Annotated in this window: 23 protein-coding genes; 10 read left to right on the forward strand and 13 right to left on the reverse strand. The window is 63.6% G+C overall.

The annotated features are described in order from the left end of the window. Positions 1-116: 116 nt before the first annotated feature. Entirely contained in the window at positions 117-1,631 is a 1,515-nt protein-coding gene (locus N5A92_RS19005; protein ID WP_260905474.1) for an FGGY-family carbohydrate kinase, read from the reverse strand. A gap of 226 nt (positions 1,632-1,857) precedes the next feature. Here N5A92_RS19005 and N5A92_RS19010 point away from each other — a divergent pair, with 226 nt between their 5' ends. Continuing rightward, complete coding sequence (locus tag N5A92_RS19010; RefSeq protein ID WP_260905475.1) at positions 1,858-2,322, forward strand: MarR family winged helix-turn-helix transcriptional regulator; 465 nt, start codon at positions 1,858-1,860, stop codon at positions 2,320-2,322. 29 nt (positions 2,323-2,351) lie between these two features. Here the strand turns inward: N5A92_RS19010 and N5A92_RS19015 are convergent, their stop codons facing one another. From N5A92_RS19015 to N5A92_RS19040, 6 genes are all read right to left on the reverse strand, one after another. Beyond that, positions 2,352-3,428, reverse strand: coding sequence for an ABC transporter ATP-binding protein (locus N5A92_RS19015; protein WP_260905476.1), 1,077 nt, complete (start codon positions 3,426-3,428; stop codon positions 2,352-2,354). Further along, positions 3,425-4,237 carry a carbohydrate ABC transporter permease gene (locus N5A92_RS19020; protein WP_260905477.1) on the reverse strand — a complete coding sequence of 271 codons (813 nt, stop codon included), beginning with the start codon at positions 4,235-4,237 and terminating at the stop codon, positions 3,425-3,427. Before N5A92_RS19020 ends, N5A92_RS19015 begins: the two co-directional genes overlap by 4 nt. A 12-nt stretch (positions 4,238-4,249) precedes the next feature. Further along, positions 4,250-5,152, reverse strand: a complete 903-nt coding sequence (locus N5A92_RS19025) for a carbohydrate ABC transporter permease (RefSeq protein ID WP_260905478.1) — start codon at positions 5,150-5,152, stop codon at positions 4,250-4,252. Positions 5,153-5,224: 72 nt separating this feature from the next. Continuing rightward, positions 5,225-6,436 carry an ABC transporter substrate-binding protein gene (locus N5A92_RS19030; protein ID WP_260905479.1) on the reverse strand — a complete coding sequence of 404 codons (1,212 nt, stop codon included), beginning with the start codon at positions 6,434-6,436 and terminating at the stop codon, positions 5,225-5,227. Between the two features lie 69 nt (positions 6,437-6,505). Beyond that, on the reverse strand, positions 6,506-7,405 hold the full coding sequence (locus N5A92_RS19035; RefSeq protein WP_260905480.1) for a sugar phosphate isomerase/epimerase family protein: 900 nt from the start codon (positions 7,403-7,405) through the stop codon (positions 6,506-6,508). 14 nt (positions 7,406-7,419) lie between these two features. Beyond that, the gene (locus N5A92_RS19040; protein ID WP_260905481.1) at positions 7,420-8,451 is read right to left on the reverse strand and encodes a Gfo/Idh/MocA family protein; all 1,032 of its coding nucleotides are present in this window, start codon (positions 8,449-8,451) and stop codon (positions 7,420-7,422) included. Between the two features lie 215 nt (positions 8,452-8,666). Between N5A92_RS19040 and N5A92_RS19045 the strand changes: the two genes are divergently transcribed. From N5A92_RS19045 to N5A92_RS19075, 7 genes are all read left to right on the forward strand, one after another. Further along, positions 8,667-9,695, forward strand: a complete 1,029-nt coding sequence (locus tag N5A92_RS19045) for a LacI family DNA-binding transcriptional regulator (protein WP_260905482.1) — start codon at positions 8,667-8,669, stop codon at positions 9,693-9,695. Between the two features lie 175 nt (positions 9,696-9,870). Then, the gene (locus N5A92_RS19050) at positions 9,871-11,163 is read left to right on the forward strand and encodes an ABC transporter substrate-binding protein (protein ID WP_260905483.1); all 1,293 of its coding nucleotides are present in this window, start codon (positions 9,871-9,873) and stop codon (positions 11,161-11,163) included. A gap of 325 nt (positions 11,164-11,488) precedes the next feature. After that, positions 11,489-12,337: a carbohydrate ABC transporter permease gene (locus N5A92_RS19055; protein WP_260905650.1), complete on the forward strand. Its 849-nt coding sequence runs from the start codon at positions 11,489-11,491 to the stop codon at positions 12,335-12,337. A gap of 109 nt (positions 12,338-12,446) precedes the next feature. Beyond that, complete coding sequence (locus N5A92_RS19060) at positions 12,447-13,220, forward strand: carbohydrate ABC transporter permease (protein ID WP_260905651.1); 774 nt, start codon at positions 12,447-12,449, stop codon at positions 13,218-13,220. Positions 13,221-13,307: 87 nt separating this feature from the next. Then, complete coding sequence (locus N5A92_RS19065) at positions 13,308-14,324, forward strand: Gfo/Idh/MocA family protein (protein WP_260905484.1); 1,017 nt, start codon at positions 13,308-13,310, stop codon at positions 14,322-14,324. Between the two features lie 3 nt (positions 14,325-14,327). Continuing rightward, positions 14,328-15,419 (forward strand): Gfo/Idh/MocA family protein, encoded by a 1,092-nt coding sequence (locus N5A92_RS19070; RefSeq protein WP_260905485.1) that lies wholly within the window; start codon positions 14,328-14,330, stop codon positions 15,417-15,419. 18 nt (positions 15,420-15,437) lie between these two features. Continuing rightward, positions 15,438-16,520, forward strand: a complete 1,083-nt coding sequence (locus N5A92_RS19075; protein ID WP_260905486.1) for an ABC transporter ATP-binding protein — start codon at positions 15,438-15,440, stop codon at positions 16,518-16,520. A 65-nt stretch (positions 16,521-16,585) separates the two neighbouring features. Here N5A92_RS19075 and N5A92_RS19080 read toward each other — a convergent pair whose 3' ends face one another. Beyond that, a complete protein-coding gene (locus N5A92_RS19080) occupies positions 16,586-18,118 on the reverse strand; it encodes a UxaA family hydrolase (RefSeq protein ID WP_260905487.1) in 1,533 nt (510 codons plus the stop codon). Between the two features lie 255 nt (positions 18,119-18,373). On the opposite strand from N5A92_RS19080, the gene N5A92_RS19085 reads away from it, so the two are divergent. Beyond that, on the forward strand, positions 18,374-19,075 hold the full coding sequence (locus N5A92_RS19085) for a GntR family transcriptional regulator (protein WP_260905488.1): 702 nt from the start codon (positions 18,374-18,376) through the stop codon (positions 19,073-19,075). Positions 19,076-19,247: 172 nt separating this feature from the next. Here the strand turns inward: N5A92_RS19085 and N5A92_RS19090 are convergent, their stop codons facing one another. Next, the gene (locus N5A92_RS19090) at positions 19,248-20,261 is read right to left on the reverse strand and encodes a 1-aminocyclopropane-1-carboxylate deaminase (protein WP_260905489.1); all 1,014 of its coding nucleotides are present in this window, start codon (positions 20,259-20,261) and stop codon (positions 19,248-19,250) included. A gap of 144 nt (positions 20,262-20,405) precedes the next feature. Between N5A92_RS19090 and N5A92_RS19095 the strand changes: the two genes are divergently transcribed. Further along, positions 20,406-20,885 (forward strand): Lrp/AsnC family transcriptional regulator, encoded by a 480-nt coding sequence (locus N5A92_RS19095; protein ID WP_260905490.1) that lies wholly within the window; start codon positions 20,406-20,408, stop codon positions 20,883-20,885. Between the two features lie 14 nt (positions 20,886-20,899). Here the strand turns inward: N5A92_RS19095 and N5A92_RS19100 are convergent, their stop codons facing one another. The 4 genes from N5A92_RS19100 to N5A92_RS19115 form a co-directional block, all read right to left on the reverse strand. Then, the gene (locus tag N5A92_RS19100) at positions 20,900-22,030 is read right to left on the reverse strand and encodes a M20/M25/M40 family metallo-hydrolase (protein ID WP_260905491.1); all 1,131 of its coding nucleotides are present in this window, start codon (positions 22,028-22,030) and stop codon (positions 20,900-20,902) included. A gap of 82 nt (positions 22,031-22,112) precedes the next feature. Beyond that, positions 22,113-23,276, reverse strand: a complete 1,164-nt coding sequence (locus N5A92_RS19105) for a M20 aminoacylase family protein (protein ID WP_260905492.1) — start codon at positions 23,274-23,276, stop codon at positions 22,113-22,115. A gap of 39 nt (positions 23,277-23,315) precedes the next feature. After that, positions 23,316-24,977 carry an ABC transporter ATP-binding protein gene (locus tag N5A92_RS19110; protein ID WP_260905493.1) on the reverse strand — a complete coding sequence of 554 codons (1,662 nt, stop codon included), beginning with the start codon at positions 24,975-24,977 and terminating at the stop codon, positions 23,316-23,318. 2 nt (positions 24,978-24,979) lie between these two features. After that, positions 24,980-25,813 (reverse strand): ABC transporter permease, encoded by an 834-nt coding sequence (locus N5A92_RS19115; RefSeq protein ID WP_260905653.1) that lies wholly within the window; start codon positions 25,811-25,813, stop codon positions 24,980-24,982. Positions 25,814-25,854 lie beyond the last annotated feature (41 nt).

Consider the following 25,854-nt stretch of genomic DNA (forward strand, 5'->3'; position numbering starts at 1 on the left):
CATTTCCATGACACGGTCGGGCAGAACTATGGCGGCCATGATAAGGCCGCTTGCCACCATTTGACAGAACGATCCACGTTCCCGCAAGGCGGAAAACATCCCGGAGGCGACCGCACTCATCGATGTCGGCCCTCCGTCGCCGAAAGCCGATGGAGCACCGGCGCCAGCGTGCCGGTGAGCGCGTCATACCGCCCAAGCGCGGCATCGTACCAGGCGGTGCGTTCCGGCTCCGGCATCATCGCCTCCGTGCCAGCGGCAAGCGACCGCGAGGCAGAGGCAAGGTCGGGGTAGAGGCCAAGGCCACAGGCCGCGCTCGCCACGGTGCCGATCAGCGACAGGTTCGCCTTGCGCACCAGATGCACAGGACGACCGAGCGCGTCGACAGTGGCCGCCAGCCACAGCGGGTTGTGGCAGATGCCGCCGCCCATGACAACTCGCTCGATCTTCACGCCTTCATTCTCGAGCGTGCGCACCACATTTATCGTGCCGAGTGCCACCGCGTCGACCGCCGCCCGGTATATCTGCGCCCGCCCATGGCCGAGAGAGAGGCCAAGAACCGCGCCGCGCAGCCCGGCGTCGCGGTAGGGCGTGCGGTTTCCCATCCAGTAGTCGAGCACCATCAGACCGGTTTCTTCCGGCGAAAGCCGGGCGGCTTCGTCAATCAGGGCATGATGTCCGACCTCGTCCAGCCCGAAAATCGTCCCCGTCAGCCAGTCGAGGATGGAGCCGGCCGAGACCTGTCCGCCTTCAACCAGCCAGAGCCCGTCGATCAACGCGTTGGGATAGGGGCCCCAGAAACCGGGTAGTGCGCGCTGTTCGTCGATATGCGTGAGGTGGGCGACCGACGTGCCGGCGACGATGAGCATGCTGCCGGGCTCCGTTGTCCCCGCCCCCAGCATGCCCATCTCCGCGTCGATGCCGCCCTGGACGAGAAGCGGCGCGGAGGCGAGGCCGAGTTCGGCCGCGATCTCGGTGCGCAGGCGGCCCAGCGGAGCCCCCACCGGCACGACGCGCACCGGCAGCTTGTCGGCGAGCGCGCCGACACCGAAACTCTCGTAGAGCTCGGGCACGTAGCGCCCGGCAGCTGAATCGTAATTCCACTTGCAGGCGGCCGTCATGCGCGAGGCGGCCCATTCGCCCGAGAGCCGATAGTTGATGTAGTCGATGGCCTCGCAGATCACCTCGGCCCTGGCGAAGACTTCCGGCTCGTGGCGCTTGAGCCACATCGCCTTCGGCACGAGCCATTCGGCCGCGTCCTCGCCGCCGCTATAGGCCATGACGGGGTGGTAGGCCTCGCCCGTCTCGCACGCCTCGCCGGCCGCCCGGCAATCCATCCACAGGATCGCCGGATAGACTGGCGTGCCGTCGGCCCGACAGGCGACGACCGTGGAAGCCGTGGCGGCGACGCAGATGGCAGCGACCTCGCGCCTTCCCGCCGCCTCCACCGCCCGCAGGCCGGCGGAAAGTAGCGCTGTCCACCATGCTTCCGGCTGCTGTTCGGCCCAGCCGGGACGCGGGAATGAGGTCGCATAGCGCTCCTCCGCGCCGCCCAGCATCGTCCCGCCGTCAACATCATAGACGCCGGCGCGCACGCTTCCCGTTCCCAGATCGAACCCCAGGACGAGTGACATTCGTTCTCCTCCCACCACGCGCGCCTTGCCGGACCGACACAATCTACCGCCGGAACACGACCTTGGAACACTTCATATCCGGCTCTTCGCGGAACCGCGCCAACATAGCGGGCAATTCGGCAAGGTCCAGATCGCCTCTGAGGAGGAACACGTTAGCTGGAGATGACGTCAGAGGCGGCTATAGTGTGCTATTGCCGTGCGAATAGTTCGGGAGGACCGCTTGTTGATGGACAATGATGAAGACCGCGATGCGCCTGCGGCGCCCAACGGCGTCAGCCTCGGCCCCCTTCCGGGCTTCATCGGATACGCCTTGCGCCGCGCCCAGCTCGTGATCTTCGACGACTTCATCCGCACGCTGGAGACCGTCGATCTCAGGCCGGCCTATTTCTCGACGCTCATCATCATCGATGAGAACCCCGGTCTCAACCAGTCCGAGGTCAGCGCGGCGCTGGGTGTCCAGCGCACCAACTTCGTAACCATGGTCGACCACCTGGAAAAGCGAAACCTGATCGAGCGCCGCCCCTCGAAGAAGGACCGCCGCTCCTACGCGCTGCATCTGACGGAGGAAGGCAGGACGCTGCTCGACAAGGCGCGGCAGCTACAGGCCGAGCACGAGGCACGTTTCGCGCGAAAGCTTGGGCCCAATGGCCGCGAGCAGCTTCTGCCGCTTCTGTGGAAGCTGGTGGAGTAGATCCATCGCGGTTTCAAGGAGCGGGAATATCACCCCTCGACCCGCCGCCCCGTCTCGGGGTCGAACAGATGTACGTGCTGCGGCGCGATGGTGAGCCCCACTGCCTCACCCGGCCGCACCTCTGTGCGCCCGGCGTGGAAGACCGTCAGCTCCGGCTCTCCGGCCGACGAGAGATAGCTTGCCGCGCCTGTGAACTCGACAACGCCGACGCCGATGCGGATCGCGCTCTTGTCCGGCGCGCCCAACAGCAGGTGCTCCGGCCGCAGGCCGGCCACCACCCGCCGTCCCGGCGCGAGCTTTATGCCGAGCGGCAACACCGCGCCGTCGAATCCCTCCAGCACCACCGCGTCGCCTGCTTCCGTCGTTGTCGCTTCCACAAAATTCATCGCCGGCGAGCCGATGAACCCGGCGACGAAACGGTTGGCGGGATGGTCGTAGAGGTCGAGCGGCGCGCCGGCCTGCTCGATCACGCCCTCGCGCATCACCACCACGTGATCGGCCATGGTCATCGCCTCCACCTGGTCGTGGGTGACGTAGACCGAGGTGGCACCCAGCCGGTCGTGCAGGGCGCGGATCTCCTTGCGCATGTGCACGCGAAGTGCGGCATCGAGATTCGACAGCGGCTCGTCGAAGAGGAAGGCTTTCGGATGGCGGATGATGGCGCGGCCCATGGCGACGCGCTGGCGCTGGCCGCCGGAGAGCTCGCGCGGATAGCGGTCGAGCAGGTTACCGAGGCCGGTGATCTCCGCCACCTCCTTAGCCGCCTTGTCGCGCTCCTCCCGCGATTTGCGCTTCAGCCGCATCGAATAGGTGAGATTTTCCTTCACCGTCATGTGCGGATAGAGCGCGTAGGACTGGAAGACCATCGCCACGTCGCGCCGGCGCGGCGGCACGCCGTTCATCGTCTCGCCGGCAATCTTCATTATGCCGCCGGTGATTGATTCCAACCCCGCCAGGGAGCGCAGAAGCGTCGACTTCCCGCAGCCCGACGGCCCGACCAGCGCGACGAACCGGCCCTTGCCGATCTCAAGATTGATGTCCTTGAGCGCGTGGAAGTGGCCGTAGTGCTTGTCCACATGCTCCAGTTCGATCTGCGGTGAGGTCATTTCAGGGCTCCCGCGGTCAGTCCGCTGACGATGCGCCGCTGCAGCAGCACGAAAATGAAAAGGATCGGCGTCACATAGATCGCTGAATAGGTCATGACGCCCGACCAGTCGCTCGTGTTCGGCCCCATGAAGGACTGCAGGCCGACGGTCGCCGGCTGCAGCGCCCGCTCGCCGATCAGCGAGCGGGAGTAGACGTATTCGCCGAAGGAGAGCAGGAAGACGAGCACCGCCGTCACGAGGATGCCGTTGCGCGCCAGCGGTATGGCGATCTGCAGGAAGGCGCCGAGACGCGAGTTCCCGTCCACCAGCCCCGCCTCCTCCAGTTCCCGCGGCACCTGCATGAAGGCCGTGCGGCAGAGGACGATATAGAGCGGCAGAAGCTTCGCCGCCTGCGCCAGGACGACCGCAAGGCGCGGATAGTCGAGCAGCCCCACATGATTGAAGGACACGAAGATCGGCGTGATCATCAGCGAGGACGGCAGCACCTGCATCATCAGCGTCGTGAACATGGCCACATCCATCCAGATGGAGCGCACCCTGGCCAGCGCATAGGCACAGCCGGTGCCGACCGCCATGATGATGACCGTCGTTCCCGCGGCGATGATCAGCGAGTTTGTCAGGAAGCGATCCATACGCAGCCGCGTCCACACGTCGGCGACGTTGAAATGCAGGGTGGCAGGCCAGAAGGTCGGCGGAAAGCGGAAGATCTCCGAGCCGGATTTCAGCGCCGTCACGTACATCCAGTAGAGCGGAAAGAGATAGATTGCGACGAACAGGGCGGCGAGCGCCAGCAGAATATAGCGTTTCATCGCCCCGCCTCCTCAGTAGCTCTGCTCGTGCCGCGTCGAGCGGGTGTAGACCGCCGCCACCGCCACCACGAAGACGATCATCAGCACAGACACCACCGAGCCATAGGAGATCTGGTAGGTCTGGAAGGAAAGCTGCCAGGACCAGTACTGCGCCACGTTGGAAGCATTCGACGGCCCACCCTGGGTCAGAGCAGCGAACAGGTCGAACTGCTGAAGCGTGAAGATGGTGCCGAGCGAGACGACGGCGCCCAGCGGCGCACGCATCAGGGGCAGCGTGATGGTGAAGAAGCGCTGCCAGGCGCCGGCCCCGTCAAGCTCGGCTGCCTCATAGATGTCGCGCGGGATGGCGGCGAGGCCGACCGACAGGAGGATCATGTTGAAGGGAATGCCGAGCCAGATATTGGCTATGATGACGGAATAGAGGGAGACATCCGGATCGGAGAGCCAGAAGATGTTCCGCTCCGTAATACCGAGCGTGCGCAGCACGTAGTTGAGAACGCCGAAGTCGCCCGCCAGGATCCAGCTCCAGACCGCGCCGACCACCAGCGCCGGCATGATCCAGCCGGCCAGGAACAGCCCGCGCAGATAAGTGGCGCCGGGAAAATCCTGCTGAAAGAACAGTGCGAGCCCGAAACCGATCGCAAGCTGGAAGACGAGCGACAGCACCACGAACCGGATCGTGTTCCACAGGACGGTGCCGGCCACCGGATCGCTCAATACGTCACGATAGTTCTGCAGGCCGACGAAGGGCCGATCGAAGGAGGCCAGCGAGAACAGGTCCACCGTCTGCAGCGAGATGACGATGTTGTAGACCAGCGGAAAAGCCGAGAAGACCAAGAGATAGCCGAGCGCCAGCCACACCAGTGCGGCGTAGAGGCCGCGAGCGTCACGCACGGAGCGGATGAAACGTGCCATGGCTGGATTCCCGTTGGCCAGCGTTGCGGGTTGCGGGCGGACGTGCCGCCCGCAACAGTCTTGGGAGAAAGGCTACTTGCCCAGCACCCCGTCGATCTTCTGCTGCGCCGTTGCCAGCGCGTCCTCGGCTTCCGCCTGGCCGGTCAGCGTCGTCTGGATGGCCTGCTGGATCGCCTGTGAGATGCGCGGCCACTCGGGATGCGGTCCGCGGTTGCGGGCGTATTTCATGCTCTCCTCGAAGACGGCATAGATCTCCGGGTTCTGGGGATCCTTCACCTCGACCTCCGAGGCCGGCAGATAGCCGAATTCGTTCCACACGCGCGGCATCTGCTCATAGAGAAACTCCACGAACATGAAGGCCTCGTCGGGGTTGTCCGTGCTCGCCAGGATTACGTTGTCACCCTCACCGAGAGCGGAGGCTCGCTCGGCCCCTTCTTCCGGCACCGGCAGGAGTGCGGCCCGATAGTCGAAGTCAGCCTCCTCGCTCATGCGCGGCAGCTCCCATGGGCCGGAAATCGACATCGCCGCGCTGCCGGCGTTGAAGGTGCCGGTGGAATCCCATTGGCCGCGGATCAGCGTGTCGGGCGAGGCCAGCCGCTCGTCGAGGAGCCGCTTCCAGAAATTGAGCGCCCGCGCGCCGCCTTCGGTCGCCACATTGTCGTAGTCGCCGCCCGTCATCTGCAGCCAGGGCAGGAACTGGAAGGTCCCCTCCTCCGTCGCCACGGCCGAGAAGGCGATGCCGTAGATGTTCTCCTCCGGCTTGGTCAGTGCCTTGGCGGCCTCGTAGAGCTCGTCCCAGGTCTTCGGCGGGTTGTCGGGGTCGAGCCCCGCTTCGCGGTACATGTCGGCGTTATAATAAAGAGCAATCGTGTTCGCCCCTCGCGGCAAGCCGTAGATGCCGCCCTCCCAGGTCACCGAGGCGAGCGGGCCGGGATAGATGTCCTCCTCGTTCACGATCTCGGACTTCTCGATATAGGGCTTCAAATCCATCAGCAGCCCGCGCGAGGCAAACAGTGCCACCTCCGGGTTGTCGATATAGGTGATATCCGGTCCGGTCCCCGTCGCCACAGCGCGGGCCAAGTCGTTCACCATGTCCTCGAACTGCACCGTGCGCACGTTGATCTGGATATTCGGGTGCTTCTCCATGAACTCCTCGGCGAGCACATAGTGGTACTCGCCCGGATCGTCGATCGTCCAAAGATCGAGGCTCACCTCCTGTGCGGACACGATGGCTGTCGAAGCCAGAAGCCCGGCGACGGCATGGATGCATGTCTTCAGTCTCATTTTCTCCTCCTCTTGCGGGCCTCCACCCGCGTTGCGCCGCCGGCCCTTCCCCCAGGCCGGCCCGGCTCGTCATCCGGCAGCGACGAAGTCGCCGCCCCGGCATCTCTTCAGATATTCCAGCGCGCGCACCTGCCCGGTCATCTCGAGCTCATCGCGGTAGACCGGGTCGTGCCAACCCTCGATGTCGATGGAGCCGCTCCAGCCCGCGAGCCGCAGTTCGGAGATGATGTCCGTCCAGTTGCTGTCGCCGAAGCCCGGCGTGCGCATGAAGACGAAGGGGTGCTTGCCGAAGATCCCGTGCTCGCGGATCACGTCCCAGCGGATGGTCGCGTCCTTGCCGTGGATGTGGAAGATTCTGCTCGCCCATTTGCGGATCTGCGGCAGCGGGTCGATGAGATAGACCATCTGGTGGCACGGCTCCCATTCAAGCCCCAGATGGTCGTCCGGCGTCTCGTTGAAGATCAGCTCCCAGGCGTCCGGGTTGTGGGCGATGTTCCAGTCGCCCGTCTGCCAGTTGCCGTCCATGGCGCAGTTCTCGAAGGCGATCTTCACGCCCTTGTCGGCGGCATGCCTGGCAAGCTCGGACCAGACTTGCCTGTATCGCGGCAGGCTGTCCTCGATCGGCATGTTGCGGACGCGGCCCGTGAAGCCGGCGACACATGTCGCACCGAAATGGTGCGCGTTGTCGATGCACTGCTTCCACCCTTCCAGCGTCTCCCGGTCCAGCGGCCGCTCCTCGAGCGGATTGCCGAACATGCCGATCGTCGGGATGGTGATGTCGCGGTCGCCGATCGCTTCGCGGCAGCGCTTTCCGAGTTCGGCAAGGTCCTGCCCCTCCGTCGTCTGCCAGAAGAAGGGCTGGAAGCTTTCGAAGCCCAGATCGGCGATGGCGGCGATGGTCTCGTCGGCGCGGGCGCGGGTGCCCTTGATCATGGTGCCGATGCGGATGGATTTGGCTGGATCGCTCAACGTCTTTCCCTCCCTTATTCCCTGATCTCGACCCTGCTTTGGGTCGCCGCGCTCTCGATGGCGGCGAACACCATGGCGAGGCTCTTGATGTTGTCCGTTCCGTCGGTCTCGGGCCTGCGACCTTCCTCGATCGCCGCCAGGAACTCGGCTATGACGCTGGCATGCCCGTGCGTCTTTTCCATCTCACTCGCCTTGGGAACTTCCACCGGCGTGAGGTCGTTCAAAAATTTCCCTTCGCTTGCTACCACGCGCGCCTCGAAGCTTTCCGCTCCGTCCCAGATGAGCGAGCCCTTCGTGCCGATGAAACGCCACGCCGCCTCCCAGCTCGTCGGCGCCCCGTCTGCGCACCACGAGCCGCGATAGGTGAAGGTCACATTGTCCGAGAATTCGAAGATGGCGCTTGCGGCGGCCCCCTGCGCATACCAGGAGCCGGTGGGGTTGGTCTCGAGCGCGTAGACCGCCAGCGGCACCTTGCCCGCCATGAAGCGCGCCGCGTCGAAGGTGTGGATCGCCATGTCGAGCAGCAAAGGGTGGTCCATCTCCTCGCGAAAGCCACCGAAATGGGGAGCGAGAAAGAAGTCGCAGTGAAGCCCTGTCAGTTCGCCCAGGGCGCGGCTTTCCAGAAAGGCGCGGATGCGCCGCACCCCGGAGATGAAGCGCCGGTTCTGGACGACGGCATGAAGGCGCTCCGCTCGTTCTGCCGCCGAAATCAGAAACCGCGCATCCTCGATGGAGGTCGCCATCGGCTTCTCGCTCAGCACGTGGCATCCATGCTCGAGCCCTGACAGCACCACCGGCCTTCGCACCGAAGGCGGCACTACGTCGAACAAAAGATCGGCGCTGGTCGCCTCAAGCATCGCCGGAAGATTGCAACCGGTCGCTGCCAACAGGCCGAACTCCTCCGCCAGTGCGCGCGCGGCATCCTCGTCGACATCGACCAGCCCGGCGATCTCGATACGGTCTCTGAGCGCGGGCGCCTCTTCCACGGCCCGGAGCCAGCCCTTGGCCATGCCACCGCATCCTGCCAGAACGGCCCTCAATTTCACGACTAGCCTCCTCCCGGACATTGTTCAGTCTGCGGCCTGCCCTCCCCGGCTGCGGCCACTCTTGCCCGTAAACGTTTACGACGGTAGAATCGGCGGCGCATTCGTGTCAACAGGGAATCGAAAACGTTTACGAAGAAACTGCCCTCCGGCCGGTCCGATCCGCGGCGAGGGAGCCCTCCCGCAATCGGTCCCAGAAGAGGTATAAAGCAGAAAGTATGGTCGGCATCAGGCGTCTCGCCCAGCATCTGGACATCTCCATCGGCACCGTCTCGCGCGCCCTCAACGGGCGCCCCGACGTCAACGCCGAAACCCGCCGGCGCGTGCTTGAAGCCGCCCTCGAGCTCGGCTACGCGCCCAACCAGGCCGGCCGATCCCTGCGCAAAGGTTCCACCGGCGTCGTCGGCTTCATGATGCAGAGCGGCTCGGAGATTACCGGCGACGGCGACACGTTCTTCATGAGCGTCTTCGATGGCGTGCAGGCGGTCTTCGCCCGCCATAATCTCGACCTCGTCGTCCTTCTGTGCTCCTCGCGCGAAGACCCCGACGCCTATCTCCGCCGCACGGTTGCGCGCGGCTTCGCCGACGCCCTCATCATCTCGGCGACGCGGAAACAAGACCCGCGCATCGATTTTCTGGCCGAGCGCCATATTCCCTTCATCGCCCTCGGACGCAGCCAATCGGATGTCGACCACCCCTGGATCGACCTCGACTTCGAGGGTCTGGCCCGCATCGGTATCGACCGGCTCGTCGCCCAAGGCCACCGCGATATTGCCATCGCCGCGCCGGCCGACGATGCCAATTTAGGCCATATCTTCGTCGAGACCGCCCAAAACACGCTGGCCACCCACGGGCTCCCGCTACCGCCCCATCGCCTCCTGCGCTCACCGCCCAATGAGGCCGGCGGCTACGCCATGGCGCAGAAGATCGTCGCCATGAGCGACCGCCCCACGGCGATCCTGCTTGTCAACGAGACGACGGCCATCGGCTTCTACCGCGGCCTCCACGACGCCGGCCTCGCACCGGGCCGCGACATTGCCATCATCGGCTTCCGAGAAAGCCCGCAAGCGAAGTTCCTCTCCCCGCCGCTCACCTGCTTCCGCCTCGATCTGCACGCGCTCGGCGAGGCGCTCGCTGAAGCCCTTCTCGCCACAATGCCTGCCTATAAGGAGCAATATCCGCTCGGCACCGTGCGCCGGATCTGGCCGATGGAGCTGGTCGAGGGCCTGAGCGACCGGGAGGAGTGATGGCGTGTGAGAGCCTTTGGCCTTGCCGATGGCCTTTGCGTCTCAAGAGGTGCCTTGACAGCCCAGCGGGGATGGTACACGGTTGTAACCATCTGGTTATTTACCAGCTCTTGAGAAGCGATGCGCATGTGGCCCGCGAGGGGCGCATGAGGTGTGTCAAGTGGGAGGAAAATCGATGACATTCAGGATCAACAGGCGCGGTGTGCTTGCCGGCGGTGCAGCTGCATTGTCCGCTTCAGCCTTTGGACTTCCGGGAGCGGCCTTCGGCCAGGAGACCCGGCTGAGATTGATGTGGTGGGGCTCGCAGCCGCGCGCGGAGCGTACGTTCGAGGTCTCTAACCTCTTCATGGAAGAGAACCCCGAAGTGGTCATCGACGGTGAAACCGTCGGCTGGGACGACTACTGGCCGAGGCTCGCCACGCAGGTCGCCGGCCGCAACGCGCCCGACATCATCCAGATGGACTACCGCTACATCTTCGAATATGCCCGCCGCGGCGCACTGGCGCAGCTGGAAGGTCACGTCCCGGATGTCCTCAAGGTATCGGATTTCGACCAGGCCGCAATCGACGGCGGCTCGGTGGATGGCTCGCTCTACGGCATCAGCCTCGGCGCCAACTCGTCGGCCATGATGATCAATGCTGCCGCCTTCGAGGAGGCAGGCATCGAAATTCCCGACAATTCGCTGACCTTCGACGAGATGAAGCGCATCGGCGAGGAGATTACCAAGGCCGGCAAGCGTGAGAACTTCTACGGCCTGTCAGACGGCTCGGGCATCGAGCCCTTCTTCGAGAATTTCGTGCGCCAGCGTGGCAAGGCGCTCTACACCGAGGACGGCGAGCTCGCCTTCGACGCGGAAGACACGCGCGAATGGTTCGAGCTATGGGCGGCCATGCGCGAATCCAAGGCCTGCGTGCCGCCGGACCTGCAGGCGCTGGACAAAAACCAGATCGAGACGGGCATGGTCTCGCTCGGCCACGCTGCCGTCTCCTACGCCCACTCGAACCAGCTCGTCGGCTACCAGACGATCAACAAGGATCCGATCGTCATGCACCCCTATCCGCGCATCGAGCCGGGTGTCGGCGGCGGACACTACCGCAAGCCATCGATGTTCTTCTCGGTATCCTCGCAGTGCGAGAATCCGGAAGCCGCCGCGGCCTATATCTCCTTCTTCGTCACCGATCCAGACGCAGCAACCATCCTCGACGTCGAGCGCGGGGTTCCCGAGTCGGCGGCGGTGCGCGAGGCGCTTGCGCCGCAGCTTGACGATACAGGCCGGGCCGCGGTTGAGTTCATCGGCGGCCTGGGCGACCTTGCTGGTCCCCTGCCGCCTCCGCCGCCGCTCGGCGCAGGCGAGATCGACAAGATGCTGCTCCGCATCAGCCAGGAGGTCTCTTTCGGACAGCATACGCCGGAGTCGGGCGCCGAGGCGTTCGTCACCGAAGCCCAGTCGATCCTGTCGCGCGGATAGACGCTGCAGATCGAGGCTGAACCGTATGCGCATACCTTCACCCTCGTCCCCGGGCCGCCCGACAAACGCACGGCGCGGGATGAGGGTGAAGGCGAAGCACCCTCACCGCAGGCTTCGACGAATACGGGTCGGCAACGCCGTACCTGCCGAGGGCATTCGTCCTTCCCTCACAAATGACAACCAGTAGAATTCGGGCAAGGCTCAGAATGCTTCTTCATCGAGTGCGAAGACACCTCAGATGACCACGATCGCCTCTCCCGCATCCCCTTATGTGCCCACCGGCGGCCGGTTCGCCCGCGCCTTGTCCCGCAATGGCGCCGGTTACATGTTCCTTCTGCCGTGGTTCATCGGCTTTTTCGGTCTGACTGCGGGCCCAGCGCTGGTGTCGCTTTATCTTTCATTCACCAATTTCGACCTCCTGACCGAGCCGCGCTGGATTGGTACGGCCAACTACGTGCGTATCGCCACGGCCGACCCGCGCTTTGTGGCCTCCATACAGGTGACGTTCTTCTACGTGCTCCTGTCGGTGCCCCTGAAGCTCGCCTTCGCACTTCTCGTCGCCATGGCCCTGAACCGCGGCATGAAGGGTCTTCCCTGGTACCGCGCCATCTTCTATCTGCCGTCGCTGCTTGGCACCTCGGTCGCCATCGCCGTGCTCTGGCGTCAGCTTTTTGCCGGCAACGGCCTGGTCAACTCGTTCCTCGCCAATTTCGGCATCCAGGGCCCAAGCTGGATCTCCAACCCGGATTACTCGCTCTACACCCTCGTCGTCCTTTCGGTCTGGCAGTTCGGCTCACCGATGATCATCTTCCTGGCCGGCCTCAGGCAGATCCCGCAGGACATGTATGAGGCGGCGAGCCTCGACGGCGCCTCCAAGTGGCGCCAGTTCTGGAAGATCACCCTGCCGCTCCTCACGCCAGTCGTCTTCTTCAACGCCGTCGTGCAGACCATCGAGGCTTTCAAGGCCTTCACGCCGGCCTTCATCATCTCGGGCGGTACCGGCGGGCCGATCAATTCGACCCTCTTCTACACACTCTATCTCTATCAAGAGGCTTTCGGCTTCTTCCGCATGGGCTACGCCTCGGCGCTTGCCTGGATCCTCCTGGTGATCGTCGCGCTGTTCACTGCCTTCTCCTTCCTCACCGCGCGATACTGGGTGCACTACGATGACTGACTTCGCCGCAACGGACGACGTCCGCCCAAACGAAATCGTGGGGCTTGAAAAGCGCCGGCGCTGGGTGTCGGTACTCTTGCACGTGCTCCTCATCGGCGCGTCCATCGTCATGCTCTATCCGCTCCTGTGGATGCTCTCGGCCTCGTTCCGGCCCGAGGAGGAAATCTTCAGCGCCACCTCGCTGATCCCCTCCTCCGTGTCGCTCGACGCTTATCCGCGCGGCTGGTTCGGCCTGCGCGTCGACTTCGGCACCTTCTTCTGGAATTCCTTCGTCATCTCGATCCTGTCGGTGATCGGCAACGTGCTGGCCTGCTCGCTCGCCGCCTTCGCCTTCGCGCGGCTCAAGTTCTGGGGTCGCAATTTCTGGTTCGCGATCATGCTGGGCACGCTCATGCTGCCCTATCACGTCACCCTCATTCCCCAGTATGTATTGTTTCTCAACCTCGGCTGGGTCGGCACAATGCTGCCGCTCGTGGTTCCGAAGTTCATGGCCGTCGACGCCTTTTTCATCTTCCTTATGGTGCAGTTCTTCCGCGGCATTCCGCGCGAACTGGACGAGGCGGCGATGATGGACGGCTGCAGCGCCTGGCGCATCTACTGGCGCATCATGCTGCCCCTGTCGCTCCCGGTGCTCGCCACGGCAGCCATCTTCACCTTCATCTGGACCTGGGATGATTTCTTTGGCCCGCTGATTTACCTCACCGACATGCGCACCTATACCGTCCAGCTCGGCCTGCGCTCCTTCGTGGACTCGACCGGCCTGTCGGACTGGTCGGGGCTGTTCGCCATGTCCATGCTGTCGCTGATTCCGGTGTTCTTCTTCTTCCTCTTCTTCCAGAGGCTCTTGATCGAAGGTATCGCCACGACGGGGATCAAACGGTAAAGCGGGCGTGGAGACGAGCATGTTTGGAGACGCCGGCGCCGCTTCGCGCCTCGCCAGCCTCACGGCGCAAGCACAGGAAAACTCCCGATGACCCCCATCCGCTTTGCCGCTATCGGCCTCAACCACAGCCACATCTACGGCCAGGTCGACATGCTCCTGCGTGCTGGCGCGGAGCTTGTCTCCTTCCATTCGCGCGAAGACAATCTGGCTGCCGAGTTCGCCGAGCGCTACCCCCAAGCCCGGCGCGTCGGTGACCGGGCGGCGATCCTGGAAGACAGGTCCATTGCACTCGTCACCAGCGCCGGGATCCCCGACGAGCGCGCGGGCATCGCTGTCGCGGCGATGGAGCACGGCAAGGACGTTCTTCTCGACAAGCCGGGCGTCACGAGCCTCGAGCAGCTTGAAACGGTCAAGCGCGTTCAGGCCCGCACGGGCCGTATCTTCTCCATCCTTTATTCGGAGCACTTCGAGAGCCCCGCCACCGTGAAGGCGGGAGAGCTGGTGGAGGCCGGCGCCATCGGCACGGTCATCCACACGGTTGGCCTCGGGCCGCATTCGCTGCGCAAGCCGCAGCGGCCCGGCTGGTTCTTCGAACGCCCACGCTATGGCGGCATCCTCACCGACATCGGCTCGCACCAGGCAGAGCAGTTCCTGTTTTTCACCAAGTCCGATAGCGCTGAGGTGCTTTCGGCCACTATCGCCAACCGGGCGAACAAGGACGCACCGGGCCTGCAGGATTTCGGCGATATGCATATGAGGAGCGAAAGCGCCACCGGCTATGTGCGCGTCGATTGGTTTTCGCCGCCAAAGCTGCCAACCTGGGGCGACGGCCGCCTCACCATTCTCGGCACCGAAGGCTATATCGAAGTCCGCAAGAACATCGACATCGCCGGCCGCGAGGGCGGCAACCACCTCTTCATCGTCAACGAGAATGGTGTGAAGCACATCGACTGCCGTGAGGTCGGTCTGCCCTTCGGCCGCGCCTTCCTGGAAGACATCCAAAACCGCACAGAGACCGCTATGCCGCAGGCCCGCTGCTATCTCGCCATGGAACTGGCGCTGAAGGCGCAGGCGCTCGCCGAGCGCGCCGCAACCGAAGGATAATAGATGCCCGAAACCCTGACTGTCGCCATCGTCGGATGCGGGATTGGCCGCGCCCACATCACCGAAGGCTATCTGGCCGACCCAGAGCGCTACCGGGTGATCGCCGTCTGCGACCTCGACCGTGCACGCCTCGATGCCTTTGCCGAGGAGTTCGGCATCCCCCGCAAGACGACCACCTTCGACGATCTCCTGGCCATGGACGATGTCGATATCATCGATATCTGCACGCCGCCATCCGTCCATTATGCCCAGATCCTGGCGGCCCTCGCCGCGGGCAAGCACGTCATCTGCGAAAAGCCGCTTGTCGGTTCGCTCAAGGAGGTCGATGAGGTCATCGCCGCCGAGCGCAACGCGAAGGGCAAGCTCATGCCCATTTTCCAGTACCGCTATGGCGATGGGGTGCAGAAGGCCAAGAAGATCATCGAGTCGGGCGTAGCGGGGATGCCCTATGTGGGCACGGCCGAGACTTTCTGGCAGCGCCTGCCCGAATACTACGCCGTTCCCTGGCGCGGCAAATGGGCGACCGAGTTGGGCGGCGTTCTGATGACCCACGCCATCCATATCCACGACATGCTGATGTGGCTCATGGGCCGTCCGGCCGGCCTCTTCGGCCGGGTGGCGACGCGCGTGCACGCCATCGAGGTGGAAGATTGCGTCTCCGCCAGTCTGGAGTTGGAAAGCGGCGCGCTGGCCTCGATGACGGCGACGCTCGGCTCGCGCGAGGAGCTGTCGCGCCTCCATCTCGCCTTCGAGAACGTCACCTTCGAATCGAGCCACTTTCCCTATGCACTCGGCAACGATCCGTGGCGCATCGTGCCCCGCAACGACAAGGTCAAGGCCGAGATCGATGCACTCCTGGCCGACTGGACACCAGTGCCGCCGCGCTTCGCCGGCCAAATGCGCGATTTCCACCGCGCACTGACGCAAGGAACGCCGCTGCCGGTTACCACCGCCGACGCCCGCGGGGCGCTTGAACTGGTGGCCGCCTTCTATCACTCCGCCCGCACCCGCCAGGACGTCCGCTTTCCGATCGGCCCCGGCCACCCCCTCTACGAGGGCTGGATTCCCGCCCCGCCGCAACCCCGATCGGCCTGACAGGAGAAAGAAATCCGCATGTCCACGTCAGTCACGCTTTCCAAGGTCCGCAAGCACTTCGGCTCCGTCCAGGTCATCCACGGGATCGACCTGTCCATCGATCCGGGCGAATTCACCGTCTTCGTCGGCCCGTCCGGCTGCGGAAAATCGACCCTTTTGCGCATGATCGCTGGGCTGGAGCCGATCTCCGGCGGAGAGCTGCGGATCGACCAGGAACTGATGAACGAGGTGCCAGCGGCCAAGCGGGGCATCGCCATGGTGTTCCAGTCCTACGCGCTCTACCCGCATATGAGCGTCTACAAGAATTTGGCCTTCGGGCTGGAGACGGCCGGCATGAAGAAGGCCGAGGTTGCGCCGCGCGTGCGCCGCGCCGCCGAAATCCTGCAGATAGAGCCGTTGCTCGACCGCAAGCCGAAGCAGCTTTCCGGTGGTCAGCGCCAGCGCGTGGCCATCGGCCGCGCCATCGTGCGCGAGCCGCGCATCTTCCTCTTCGACGAGCCGCTCTCCAACCTCGATGCGGAGCTGCGCGTGCAGATGCGCGTCGAGATCGCCAAGCTGCATCGCGACCTCGGCAACACCATGATCTACGTCACTCACGACCAGGTTGAGGCGATGACCATGGCCGATAAGATCGTCGTCCTGCGCCTCGGCCACGTCGAGCAGGCCGGCGCTCCCCTCGACCTCTACAACAATCCCGCCAACCGCTTTGTCGCCGGCTTCATCGGCAGTCCAAAGATGAACTTCCTCGACGCCGGTGTCGAAGGCGCCGACGCAAGCTCCGCCGCCATCCGTATCGGCGGCGAGAAGGTCGTCCTGCCGCGTCATGCCAAAGGTACGGCAGACGGAAAGGTGGAGTTCGGTGTCCGACCAGAGCACATCACCATCGCCGGCGGAGATAACCGTATCCCCTTCGCGAAGGTGAAGGTCGACCTGGTCGAAAATCTCGGCGGCCAGACCCTCCTCTACACGACGCTTGCGGACGGCCAGAACCTCACTGTATCTCTGGAAGGCCAGCGGAATATCCAAGTTGGCTCTTCCGTAGACACCTTCGTCGATCCCGCCAGCTGCCATCTCTTCGATGCCGACGGCCAGGTGATCTGACGGCGCGGATCATACCGCGCCGCCTTGATCACATGCACCGGCGGCGGCGGAGCGGAGACAGGCCGCTACATCACCGCCCCGATCTGCCAGGGCACGAACTCGTTGTCGCCATAGCCCAGTTGCTCGGACTTGCTCCGCTTGCCGGATGCCACGGCGAGCACTTCCTCGAAAATCTGTCGCCCCTTCTCCTCCAGGCTCACGCCGTCGAGGATGTCACCGCAATTGATGTCCATATCCTCCGCCATGCGCTCGTACATGGCGGAATTGGTGGCGAGCTTGATGGAGGGGGACGGCTTGCAGCCATAGGCGGAGCCGCGGCCCGTGGTGAAGCACACGACATTGCAGCCGCCAGCCACCTGTCCCGTCACGGAAACCGGATCGTAGCCCGGCGTGTCCATGAAGACGAACCCCTTCTCCCTCACCTGCTCGGCGTATTCATAGACGGCGTTGAGAGGCGTCGAGCCGCCCTTGGCGGCGGCGCCCAGCGACTTCTCCAGAATCGTTGTCAGGCCGCCGGCCTTGTTTCCCGGCGAGGGATTGTTGTTCATCTCGCCCTTATTGCGGGCGGTGTATTCCTCCCACCAGTGGATGCGCTCGATGAGCTTCTCGCCCACCTCGCGGCGAATGGCCCGACGGGTCAGAAGATGCTCGGCGCCGTAGATCTCCGGCGTTTCGGCCAGCACCGCAGTACCCCCGTTCCGCACCAGGATGTCAGCTGCCACGCCAAGCGCCGGATTGGCGGTGATGCCGGAATATCCATCCGAGCCGCCGCATTGCAGCGCCAGGGTGATCTCGGACGCCGGCATCGTCTCGCGCTTGTGGGCGCCGACGGCCGGCAGCATCTCCCTCACGCGTGCCAACCCGGCTTCGATGGTGCGCCGCGTACCACCCGATTCCTGAATCGTCATCGAGCGGAAGGTTTCGCTTTCCTCAAGGCCATAGAGTTCCTTCAGGCGCGCGATCTGGAAGACTTCGCAGCCGAGCCCGACCATCAGCACGCCGCCGAGATTGGGATGAGCGGCATAACCCCATTGCGTGCGTTTCAACAGATCGAAACCCTCGCCCGAGGATGCCAGCCCGCAACCCGTGCCGTGGGTGAATGAGACGACGCCATCGATATCGGGGAAGTCGTCGAGAAGCCCCTCGCGCATAGCCGCCTCCGCGATGAAGCGGGCGACCGAGGCGGAGCAGTTCACACTGGTCAGAATGCCGATGTAGTTCCGTGTGCCGACACGGCCATCGGGGCGGCGGTAGCCTTCGAAAGTCGCCTGCTCCTCAGGCGGCAGGACGTTGATCGGCCGTGCTTCCTCACAGAAGCGGTAGTCGCGCTCGAAGTCGCCCATCTCCACATTGTGCTCGTGCACCCAGTCGCCGGCTGCGATGGGCACCTTGGCAAAACCGATGATCTGGCCGAACTTGCGGACTGCCTCGCCGCGCGCTACTGGCTCCAACGCCACCTTGTGGCCAAATGGGATGCGGGATGCGGCGCGCACGCCGCCGATCAGCGGAGCACCTTCCTCGATTTTCCGCGCCGCCACGGCGATGTTGTCCGTTTCGGCAAGCCGCAGAAAGGAGGGCCGCCCGTTATGTTCGTTCATGATATGCCTCCGGCGGATTACCATCCGCCAATTGATGTTCAACGGTAGATCAATGCCGGCAGTCACACGGTCGCGGCCACGCACGCAATGCTTGGATAGCCACACCCGTTTTCAGCGCAAAAGGCCGAAGTATCGGCACGGGGATGGCGATGGCTGCCACTGTCTCAATCCATCCCGCCCGGCCATGACTGTCTCCATAACACGGCCGGTCGATCCATGATTTTCAAACCACCGAAATCATACTAACATGCTAGCATGACATCAAGCATCAAGATTGCCGGAGCGGGTCCGGAGAGAAGATCCGGCGCGAGCGAGCATGTTGCCAGCGCGCTGCGTCAGGCGATCGTCACGCTGGAGCTGCGACCGGGCCAGCCGCTCGACAAGGCCGCGCTGACCGCCCGCTTCGGCGTCTCTCGCTTTCCCATTTCCGAAGCGCTCCATCGGCTGAAGCGGGAAGGGCTGGTGGACATCCGCCCGCAAAGCGGTTCGAGCGTATCGCTGATCCGGCTCAAGGACGTGGACGAGAACCTCTTCATGCGCCGCGCGCTGGAAGCGGAGGTGGCCGAAGCGCTGGCGCGCCGCCGCGACACCGCACTCTTGGCCGAACTGAGGCGCAATCTGCGCTATCAGAAGGCAGCCGTGGACGCCGAAGACCGCGCCGGCTTTCACGCGCTTGACCTCGCCTTCCACGACCTGATGGTGAGCGCCCTCTCCTATCCGCGGCTGCGGACAACAGTCGAGAGCCTGCGCCTGTCATTGGATCGCGCCCGACGCCTCATCGCCTCCCCCCGCCGCCATGCCGTCACCTATGCCGAGCACGTAGCGATCGTCGAAGCCCTGGAAGCTGAAGATCCCCCAGCCGCGCGTGCCGCCATGGCCGCGCATATAGACGCCGTCATTGCGGAGTTGGAGACGTTCTCGAAGGTACATCCGGAGATTTTTGCCGACACCGGATGATTTTGGGGCCGCTGCCTCGCGAGCGATCTAGTCTAAACCAAGGGGCAAAGTTCTATCGGGGCGGTCGTCTAATCTCGACAGCCAGTATCGATGCACGGGGCGGAACTCTGTCTCGGCCCCGGTTCGAAGACCGGCGGCAAAGCCAAGCGACAAGCAGGGTGCGCCTGCGCCTTTACCCGTTGCGGAAAGCATAGCTGTAGCCGTTGATCGCCGGCACGCCTCCCAGATGCGCATAGAGGACCTTCGAACCCTCCGGGAAGAACCCCTTCTTCACCAGGTCGATCATGCCCTGCATGGATTTCCCTTCATAGACGGGATCGGTCATCATGCCCTCGAGACGTGCGCACAGGCGCATCGCCTGTTTCGTCTCCTCCGACGGCACTCCATAAACCGGATAGGCATAGTCCTCGACCAGCACCACATCGTCTTCCTCGATCATACGTCCGAGTTCCACAAGCGCCGCTGTTTTGTGTGCGATATCGAAAACCTGCGCCTTCGTCTGTGCCGGAGTTGCCGAGGCATCGATGCCGATCACCTTGCGTGCTCGCCCGTCGGCCGCAAAACCCACCAGCATGCCGGCGTGGGTCGAGCCGGTTACGGTGCAGACGACGATATAGTCGAACTTGAAGCCAAGCTCGGCCTCCTGCGCGCGCACCTCCTCGGCAAAGCCCACATAGCCGAGCCCACCATATTTGTGGACCGAGGCGCCTGCCGGGATCGCATAAGGTTTGCCCCCTCTCGCTTCGACATCCTTCAGAGCGTTTTCCCAGCTCTCGCGGATGCCGATGTCGAAGCCCTCATCGACCAGTTCCACTTCCGCGCCCATGACGCGGCTCAAGAGGATGTTGCCGACGCGGTCATAGACGGCGTCCTCGTGCGGTACCCAGCTTTCCTGAACCAGGCGGCATTTGAAGCCGATCTTCGCCGCCACGGCCGCGACCATGCGCGTGTGGTTCGACTGCACGCCGCCGATCGATACCAGCGTATCGGCCCCGGACGCTAAGGCGTCGGGCACGATATATTCCAGCTTGCGCAGCTTGTTGCCACCGAAGGCCAGACCCGAATTGCAGTCCTCCCGCTTGGCATAAAGCTCCACCCTGCCGCCCAGATGCGCCGAAAGACGCTCCAGCGTTTCAATGTGGGTGGGACCGAAGGTGAGAGGGTAGCGTTCGAATTTCTCCAGCATGTTCAGCCTTTCCGAAGGAGCAAAACCGGCGGAGAGGCTAGTGGACTTTTGTCAAAAGGTGCTTCCATATTTGAAGCTAAAGCTGCTACGAACGCTTCACCTTCATCGCAAATATGGTGGATTCTCCCATAATAGATGACCTATATGAAGCAACCTTCCGATGAAGAAGCACTGGACCGGATCGATCTGAAAATCCTCCGGCAGCTGCAGCGTGACGGCCGTTTGAGCAATGCCGATCTCGCCAGGCTGGTCGGTGTCAGCCCCGCGACCTGTCATCGCCGGACGGAGCGGCTTTTCAAGGCAGGCTACATCCGTGGCGTCCATGCGGTGCTTAACCCGGAGCGCGTCGAACGGGGCGCGCTGGTCATGGTCGGTGTCGTGCTCGACCGATCAACACCGGAGAGTTTTTCTGCCTTCGAAACAGCGGTGCGGAAGCTGCCGTTCATTCTCGACTGCCACCTGGTCGCAGGCGACTTCGACTATTTCCTGAAAATCCGCGTACGCGACATGGCCGACTTTAACCGGCTGCACGGAAGCCAGCTCATCGCCCTGCCCGGTGTGCGCCAGACGCGCACCTTTTTCGTCATGAAGGAGGTGGTGGACGGGGCGCAGCTCGACTTCTGAGGCGCCCCGGCCGCCTATTTCAGCCGCATCAGGAGCCCAGCCATGAGCTGTGCACGTTCAACCAGACTATCGATCTCGATATATTCGCCGAGCGTGTGCAGGCCAGCGCCGCGCACGCCTATGGAATCGAGCGTCGGCAGGCCGAGCGCGCCGGTGAAGTTGCCGTCAGAGCCGCCGCCGGCACTGGCATGTGTCAGACCAAAGCCGATCTCGCCGGCGATTTCGTGCGCCAGGTTATAGACTGCCATCGTGCCCTCATCCGGCTCCCACACGGGCCGCATCACGCCGCGCGTTACCTCAATCATCACATCGTTCTCCTCGCCGGAAAGCGCCAGCATGCGCAAGACGCCTTCATCGAGGTCCGCCTGGCGCTTGGCCATCGACAGAACCTCCGCATCACAGAAGGACGAGACGCAATTCACCCACTGTCCGGAGTGGATCACGCCCACGGAGAAGGTGCAGTCGTCGCTCGTCATCGCCTCGATCTCAAGCACCTTGCGCGCCATGGCGGCGATTGCCGAACGACCGTCCTTCAGGGCCCAGCCGGCGTGGCTCGGCCGGCCCGAGGTTTTCACGTTGAAACGGGCGATGGCATAGCGGCCGGTCACCGCTCCCCCGTCCGGCCGTGCGGGCTCGGGCACCAGCACCACCTTATTTTTGCGCGCCTCCATCTCGATCAGTTCGCGCGTCGAAGGCGTACCCACTTCCTCGTCGGGCGTGAACAGCACGGTAACCGGAAGCGGCGTTTCGAGGCCTGCCAAGGCAAGCTGGCGGATGGCCTCGATGCTCACGTAGTTGCCGCCCTTCATGTCCTGAATGCCGGGGCCGTAGCAGCGGCCGTCCTCAATGCGCCACGGGTTCTTTTCCAGCGTGCCGATGGGATGCACCGTATCGAGATGACCGGAGATCAGGATGCCGGGCTTGCCGAAATCCTTGTGCGGAAAACGCGCTCGCACGGAGCCGCCGAAGCCCATGCGTCCGGGAATGCGTTCGATCTCTGCGCCGGCTACCGCCAAATCATAGGCGGCAAGATTCATCATCCGGTCAACAGCCGCGGCATCGAAGGTGGGGCTTTCGCATTCGATCCAGGGTTTCAGCCCAGCGAGCATCGTCGCGGTGTCAAAAGGTAGCTGCATGTAATTCATTGATGTCGCGTCCTGGTTGGAATTGTTTACCCCTGGCCGCTTCCCGGTAAGAGCGGGTACGGAATGGGCTTCGAGGCCGCGCCTAAAGTGCTAGCCGCTTCTCGACAATTCGCGCCATGATGCTGGCGCCGACCGGCAGTATATCGTCGTCTAAGGTGAAACCCGGATTGTGCACCGGCAGGGTGCCCCCATGGCCAAGCGTACAATAGGCGCCAGGCACGACCTTCAGCATGTCCGCGAAATCCTCGCTGCCGGTCACGAGCTCCTCGGTAATGGTGGCGTTCTCCGCGTCGACTATCTCGGCGGCTGCCACCCGATAAGCTTCGGAAAGCGCCGCGTCGTTCATCAGCACGTCGAAGATCGGCCGGAGATCCGGCACAATCTCCACTTCATAGCTCTCGGCAAAGCCGGCGCACAACTTGATCACGCGGTTGTGGATCAGGTCGCGCACCTCATCGGCAAAGTAGCGTATGGTGCCGGAGATCACGGCCCTGTCCGGCACCACATTGTAGGCCGAGCCGGAATGGACCTGCGTCACCGAAAGCACGGCCGGCTGCGTCGCCTGCACATTCCGGCTGACAATGGATTGCAGGCTCTGCACAAGCGCCGTAGCGACGACGATCGGATCCTTGGCATGGTGCGGCATCGCGCCGTGGCTGCCCACCCCATTGATGGTGATGTCAAAAAACGTCGCCCCCGCCATCGCCGGGCCCGGCTTGACGCTGAACTTGTTAGGTTCCTTCAGCGGATTGTTGTGCATGCCGTAGATCTCATCGCAGGGAAACTTATCGAACAGCCCGTCCGCCAGCATGGCGCGGGCGCCACCAAGCCCCTCCTCTGCCGGCTGAAAGATCACCACGGCACGGCCGGCAAAATTGCGCGTCTCCGCCAGATAGCGCGCCGCGCCGAGCAGCATGGTCGTGTGGCCGTCGTGCCCGCAGCCATGGAACGCACCTGGGGTCTTCGAGGCGTAGGGCAGATTGGTCAGTTCGTCCATCGGCAAAGCGTCCATGTCCGCGCGCAGGCCCACCGCGCGGCCGCCTTCCTTCCTGCCCTTGATGATGCCGACCACGCCAGTCTTGCCGAGCCCGGTATGCACCTCGTCGACACCCCATCTCCTCAGAAGCTCGGCGACGATACCGGAGGTGCGCACCTCCTCGAAGCCGATCTCGGGGTGTTCATGGAAATCGCGGCGGATCGCCGTCAGCTCATCGGCATATTCGGCGATCGTAGGTAGAATGGGCATATCGTTTCTCTCTCCGCTATCGTGGTGTGGAGGCCGCGTTCATGCGGTCTGCAATTCATGAAAATTGGCAAAATCCCAGGCGCGCCCGGGGGCCGCCTCGATGAGTGCGCGGGTATAGGCGTGCCGAGGGTTGGAAAGCACGTTGGATGCACTGTCATGTTCGACGATGCGCCCGTACTGCATCACCACGACTTCGTCACAGATCTGCGCCGCCACACGCAGATCATGTGTGATGAAGAGAATGGCAATGCCGAGTTTCTTCTGCAGCGCCTCGAGCAGTTCCAAGACCTGCGCCTGTACGGACACGTCGAGGGCGGAGACCGCTTCGTCCGCGACCAGAACGTCGGGTTCCATTGCAATGGCGCGGGCGATCGCAACACGCTGCCGTTGGCCGCCGGAAAACTGATGCGGATACCGGTTGACCGCATCGTCCGGCAAGCCGACCAGCATCAGAAGTTCGGCCGCCCGTTTCAGCGCGGCCTTCTTGTCCTCACCTGTGTTGAGCGGCCCCTCGATCAGGCTCCGGCCGATAGTCCAGCGCGGATTGAGCGAGCGGAATGGGTCCTGGAACACGATCTGGATGTGCTTCCGGTAGGGCCGCAATGCGCGTCGCGAAAGCCGGGCGATCTCCCTGTCGGCGACACGGATCTCGCCTTCGGTCGGATCGATCAGGCGCATGATGCAGCGTGCGACGGTGGACTTTCCGGAGCCGCTCTCGCCAACGATGCCGAGTGTACGCCCGCGTGGAATGGAAAAGCTCACATCGCTCGCAGCCTGCGTCGCCCCGCGCCGGCTGAAGATGCCTTGAGTGCTATAGATCTTCTGCAAGCCGTTCACCGAAAGAACGGCCGGGCCCTCAGGCTGCGACCGGGCCGGGCGAGGCGTCAGGCTCGGCACGGCCTTCAGCAGTTCCCGCGTGTATTCGTGCTTCGGGTGGCGCAAAAGCTCCTCGACCGGTGCCCGCTCGACGATCTGTCCGTGTCTCATCACGTGCACGGTATCGGCGATCTCCGCCACCACGCCCATGTCGTGAGTTATAAAGAGGACGGCGGTGCCGTGCTTCTCCTGCAACTCGGCTATGAGGCTCAGGATCTGCTGCTGTGTCGTGACGTCGAGGGCGGTGGTCGGTTCATCGGCGATCAGCAGTTGCGGCTCGAGGATCAGCGCCATGGCGATCATGATGCGTTGACGCTGCCCGCCGGAAAGCTGGTGTGGGTAGGAGCGGTAGATGCGCTCGACATCCGGCAGATGCACCTGGTTCATGATGTCGAGCACACGCGCCTTCTTCTCCTTGGCCGGCAGCTTGGCGTGGGTATCGAGCACCTCCTCGATCTGTGCGCCGACGCGGATAACCGGGTTCAACGCCGTCATCGGTTCCTGGAAGATCATCGAGATCTTGCGCGCCCGCATGTGGCGCATGGCCTGGGGCCCGAGTTCGAGGAGGTTCGTCCCTTCCAGTTCGATGCGTCCCCCCGTGGCCGCGAGCGCCCCCCTGGGCAACAGCCCCATGACGGAAAGCGAGGTGACGGACTTGCCGGAGCCGGATTCGCCGACAAGACAGACGGTCTCCCCCTGCCTGATTTCCAGCGATACCCGGTCGAGCACCGGTGGCGCTGTGTCGTTGTCGGCAAGCCGCACGGTCAGCTCGTTGATCTCCAGCACGCTTGGCACATCGTTGAAATTGCGGGTCTTGAAGCGCATGGTCATCTCTCCCGCTTCTTCAGACGCGGATCCAGCATGTCACGAGCCGTATCGCCGAGCAGGTTGATCGAGAGGATGCACAGCGACAGCATCAGGCCCGGCCAGAAGATGAGCGACGGCTTGAGTTGGAAATAGACCCTTCCCTCGGCCATGATGTTGCCCCAGGTCGGGATCTCTGTCGAAACGCCCGCTCCCAGAAAGGAGAGAATCGCTTCCGTCAGGATTGCAGAGGCGCAGATATAGGTGCCCTGCACGATGAGCGGTGCGAGGGTGTTGGGCATCAGATGCTGCCAGAGGATTTTCGGCATTGAGGAGCCAAGGGCGATGGCCGCTTCCACATATGGCTCCTCGCGCGCCGACAGCACGACCGAGCGCACCAGACGCACCACGCGCGGGATTTCTGGAATGGTAATGGCGCTCATGACCGACCAGATGCTCGGGCCATTGAGTGCCACCAGCGCGATGGCCAGGAGAATGGAGGGGATGGCCATGAGGCTGTCCATGATGCGCATGATGATGGCATCTGCGAGCCGGAAAAAACCGGACACGAGGCCGATCAGAAGGCCGATCAGAACGCTGACGACCGCAGCACCGATGCCGATGAACAGCGATATGCGCCCACCCGTCACGACGCGCGACAGGAGATCGCGCCCATAAGCGTCTGTACCCAGTGGATAGGTCTCACTAGGCCCTTTCAGCCGCTGCAGCGCGTCCATGGACATCGGGTCATGCGGCACGATGAGCGGCGCCAGAAGTGCCGAAAGCACAATCAGAATGAGCACAGCTGCAGCGATCATCGGTCCGGCGCCGGCGCGCCAGCCGCGCGGCATCGCCATCGCTCCGAAGAGCCATTGCAGTCTTGCTGCGGGTTGCGGAG

It is taken from the genome of Chelativorans salis, assembly GCF_025336525.1.
GTDB lineage: Bacteria > Pseudomonadota > Alphaproteobacteria > Rhizobiales > Rhizobiaceae > Chelativorans > Chelativorans salis.

Coding starts and splice junctions, on each gene's coding strand:
- N5A92_RS19005 (WP_260905474.1), bottom strand. CDS start 1,631: ATGTCACTCGTCCTGGGGTTCGATCTGGGAACGGGAAGCGTGCGCGCC.
- N5A92_RS19010 (WP_260905475.1), top strand. CDS start 1,858: ATGGACAATGATGAAGACCGCGATGCGCCTGCGGCGCCCAACGGCGTC.
- N5A92_RS19095 (WP_260905490.1), top strand. CDS start 20,406: ATGAAGCAACCTTCCGATGAAGAAGCACTGGACCGGATCGATCTGAAA.
- N5A92_RS19025 (WP_260905478.1), bottom strand. CDS start 5,152: ATGGCACGTTTCATCCGCTCCGTGCGTGACGCTCGCGGCCTCTACGCC.
- N5A92_RS19110 (WP_260905493.1), bottom strand. CDS start 24,977: ATGCGCTTCAAGACCCGCAATTTCAACGATGTGCCAAGCGTGCTGGAG.
- N5A92_RS19115 (WP_260905653.1), bottom strand. CDS start 25,813: ATGGCGATGCCGCGCGGCTGGCGCGCCGGCGCCGGACCGATGATCGCT.
- N5A92_RS19100 (WP_260905491.1), bottom strand. CDS start 22,030: ATGAATTACATGCAGCTACCTTTTGACACCGCGACGATGCTCGCTGGG.
- N5A92_RS19045 (WP_260905482.1), top strand. CDS start 8,667: ATGGTCGGCATCAGGCGTCTCGCCCAGCATCTGGACATCTCCATCGGC.
- N5A92_RS19070 (WP_260905485.1), top strand. CDS start 14,328: ATGCCCGAAACCCTGACTGTCGCCATCGTCGGATGCGGGATTGGCCGC.
- N5A92_RS19055 (WP_260905650.1), top strand. CDS start 11,489: ATGTTCCTTCTGCCGTGGTTCATCGGCTTTTTCGGTCTGACTGCGGGC.
- N5A92_RS19050 (WP_260905483.1), top strand. CDS start 9,871: ATGACATTCAGGATCAACAGGCGCGGTGTGCTTGCCGGCGGTGCAGCT.
- N5A92_RS19080 (WP_260905487.1), bottom strand. CDS start 18,118: ATGAACGAACATAACGGGCGGCCCTCCTTTCTGCGGCTTGCCGAAACG.
- N5A92_RS19030 (WP_260905479.1), bottom strand. CDS start 6,436: ATGAGACTGAAGACATGCATCCATGCCGTCGCCGGGCTTCTGGCTTCG.
- N5A92_RS19065 (WP_260905484.1), top strand. CDS start 13,308: ATGACCCCCATCCGCTTTGCCGCTATCGGCCTCAACCACAGCCACATC.
- N5A92_RS19085 (WP_260905488.1), top strand. CDS start 18,374: ATGACATCAAGCATCAAGATTGCCGGAGCGGGTCCGGAGAGAAGATCC.
- N5A92_RS19105 (WP_260905492.1), bottom strand. CDS start 23,276: ATGCCCATTCTACCTACGATCGCCGAATATGCCGATGAGCTGACGGCG.
- N5A92_RS19020 (WP_260905477.1), bottom strand. CDS start 4,237: ATGAAACGCTATATTCTGCTGGCGCTCGCCGCCCTGTTCGTCGCAATC.
- N5A92_RS19015 (WP_260905476.1), bottom strand. CDS start 3,428: ATGACCTCACCGCAGATCGAACTGGAGCATGTGGACAAGCACTACGGC.
- N5A92_RS19075 (WP_260905486.1), top strand. CDS start 15,438: ATGTCCACGTCAGTCACGCTTTCCAAGGTCCGCAAGCACTTCGGCTCC.
- N5A92_RS19060 (WP_260905651.1), top strand. CDS start 12,447: ATGCTCTATCCGCTCCTGTGGATGCTCTCGGCCTCGTTCCGGCCCGAG.
- N5A92_RS19090 (WP_260905489.1), bottom strand. CDS start 20,261: ATGCTGGAGAAATTCGAACGCTACCCTCTCACCTTCGGTCCCACCCAC.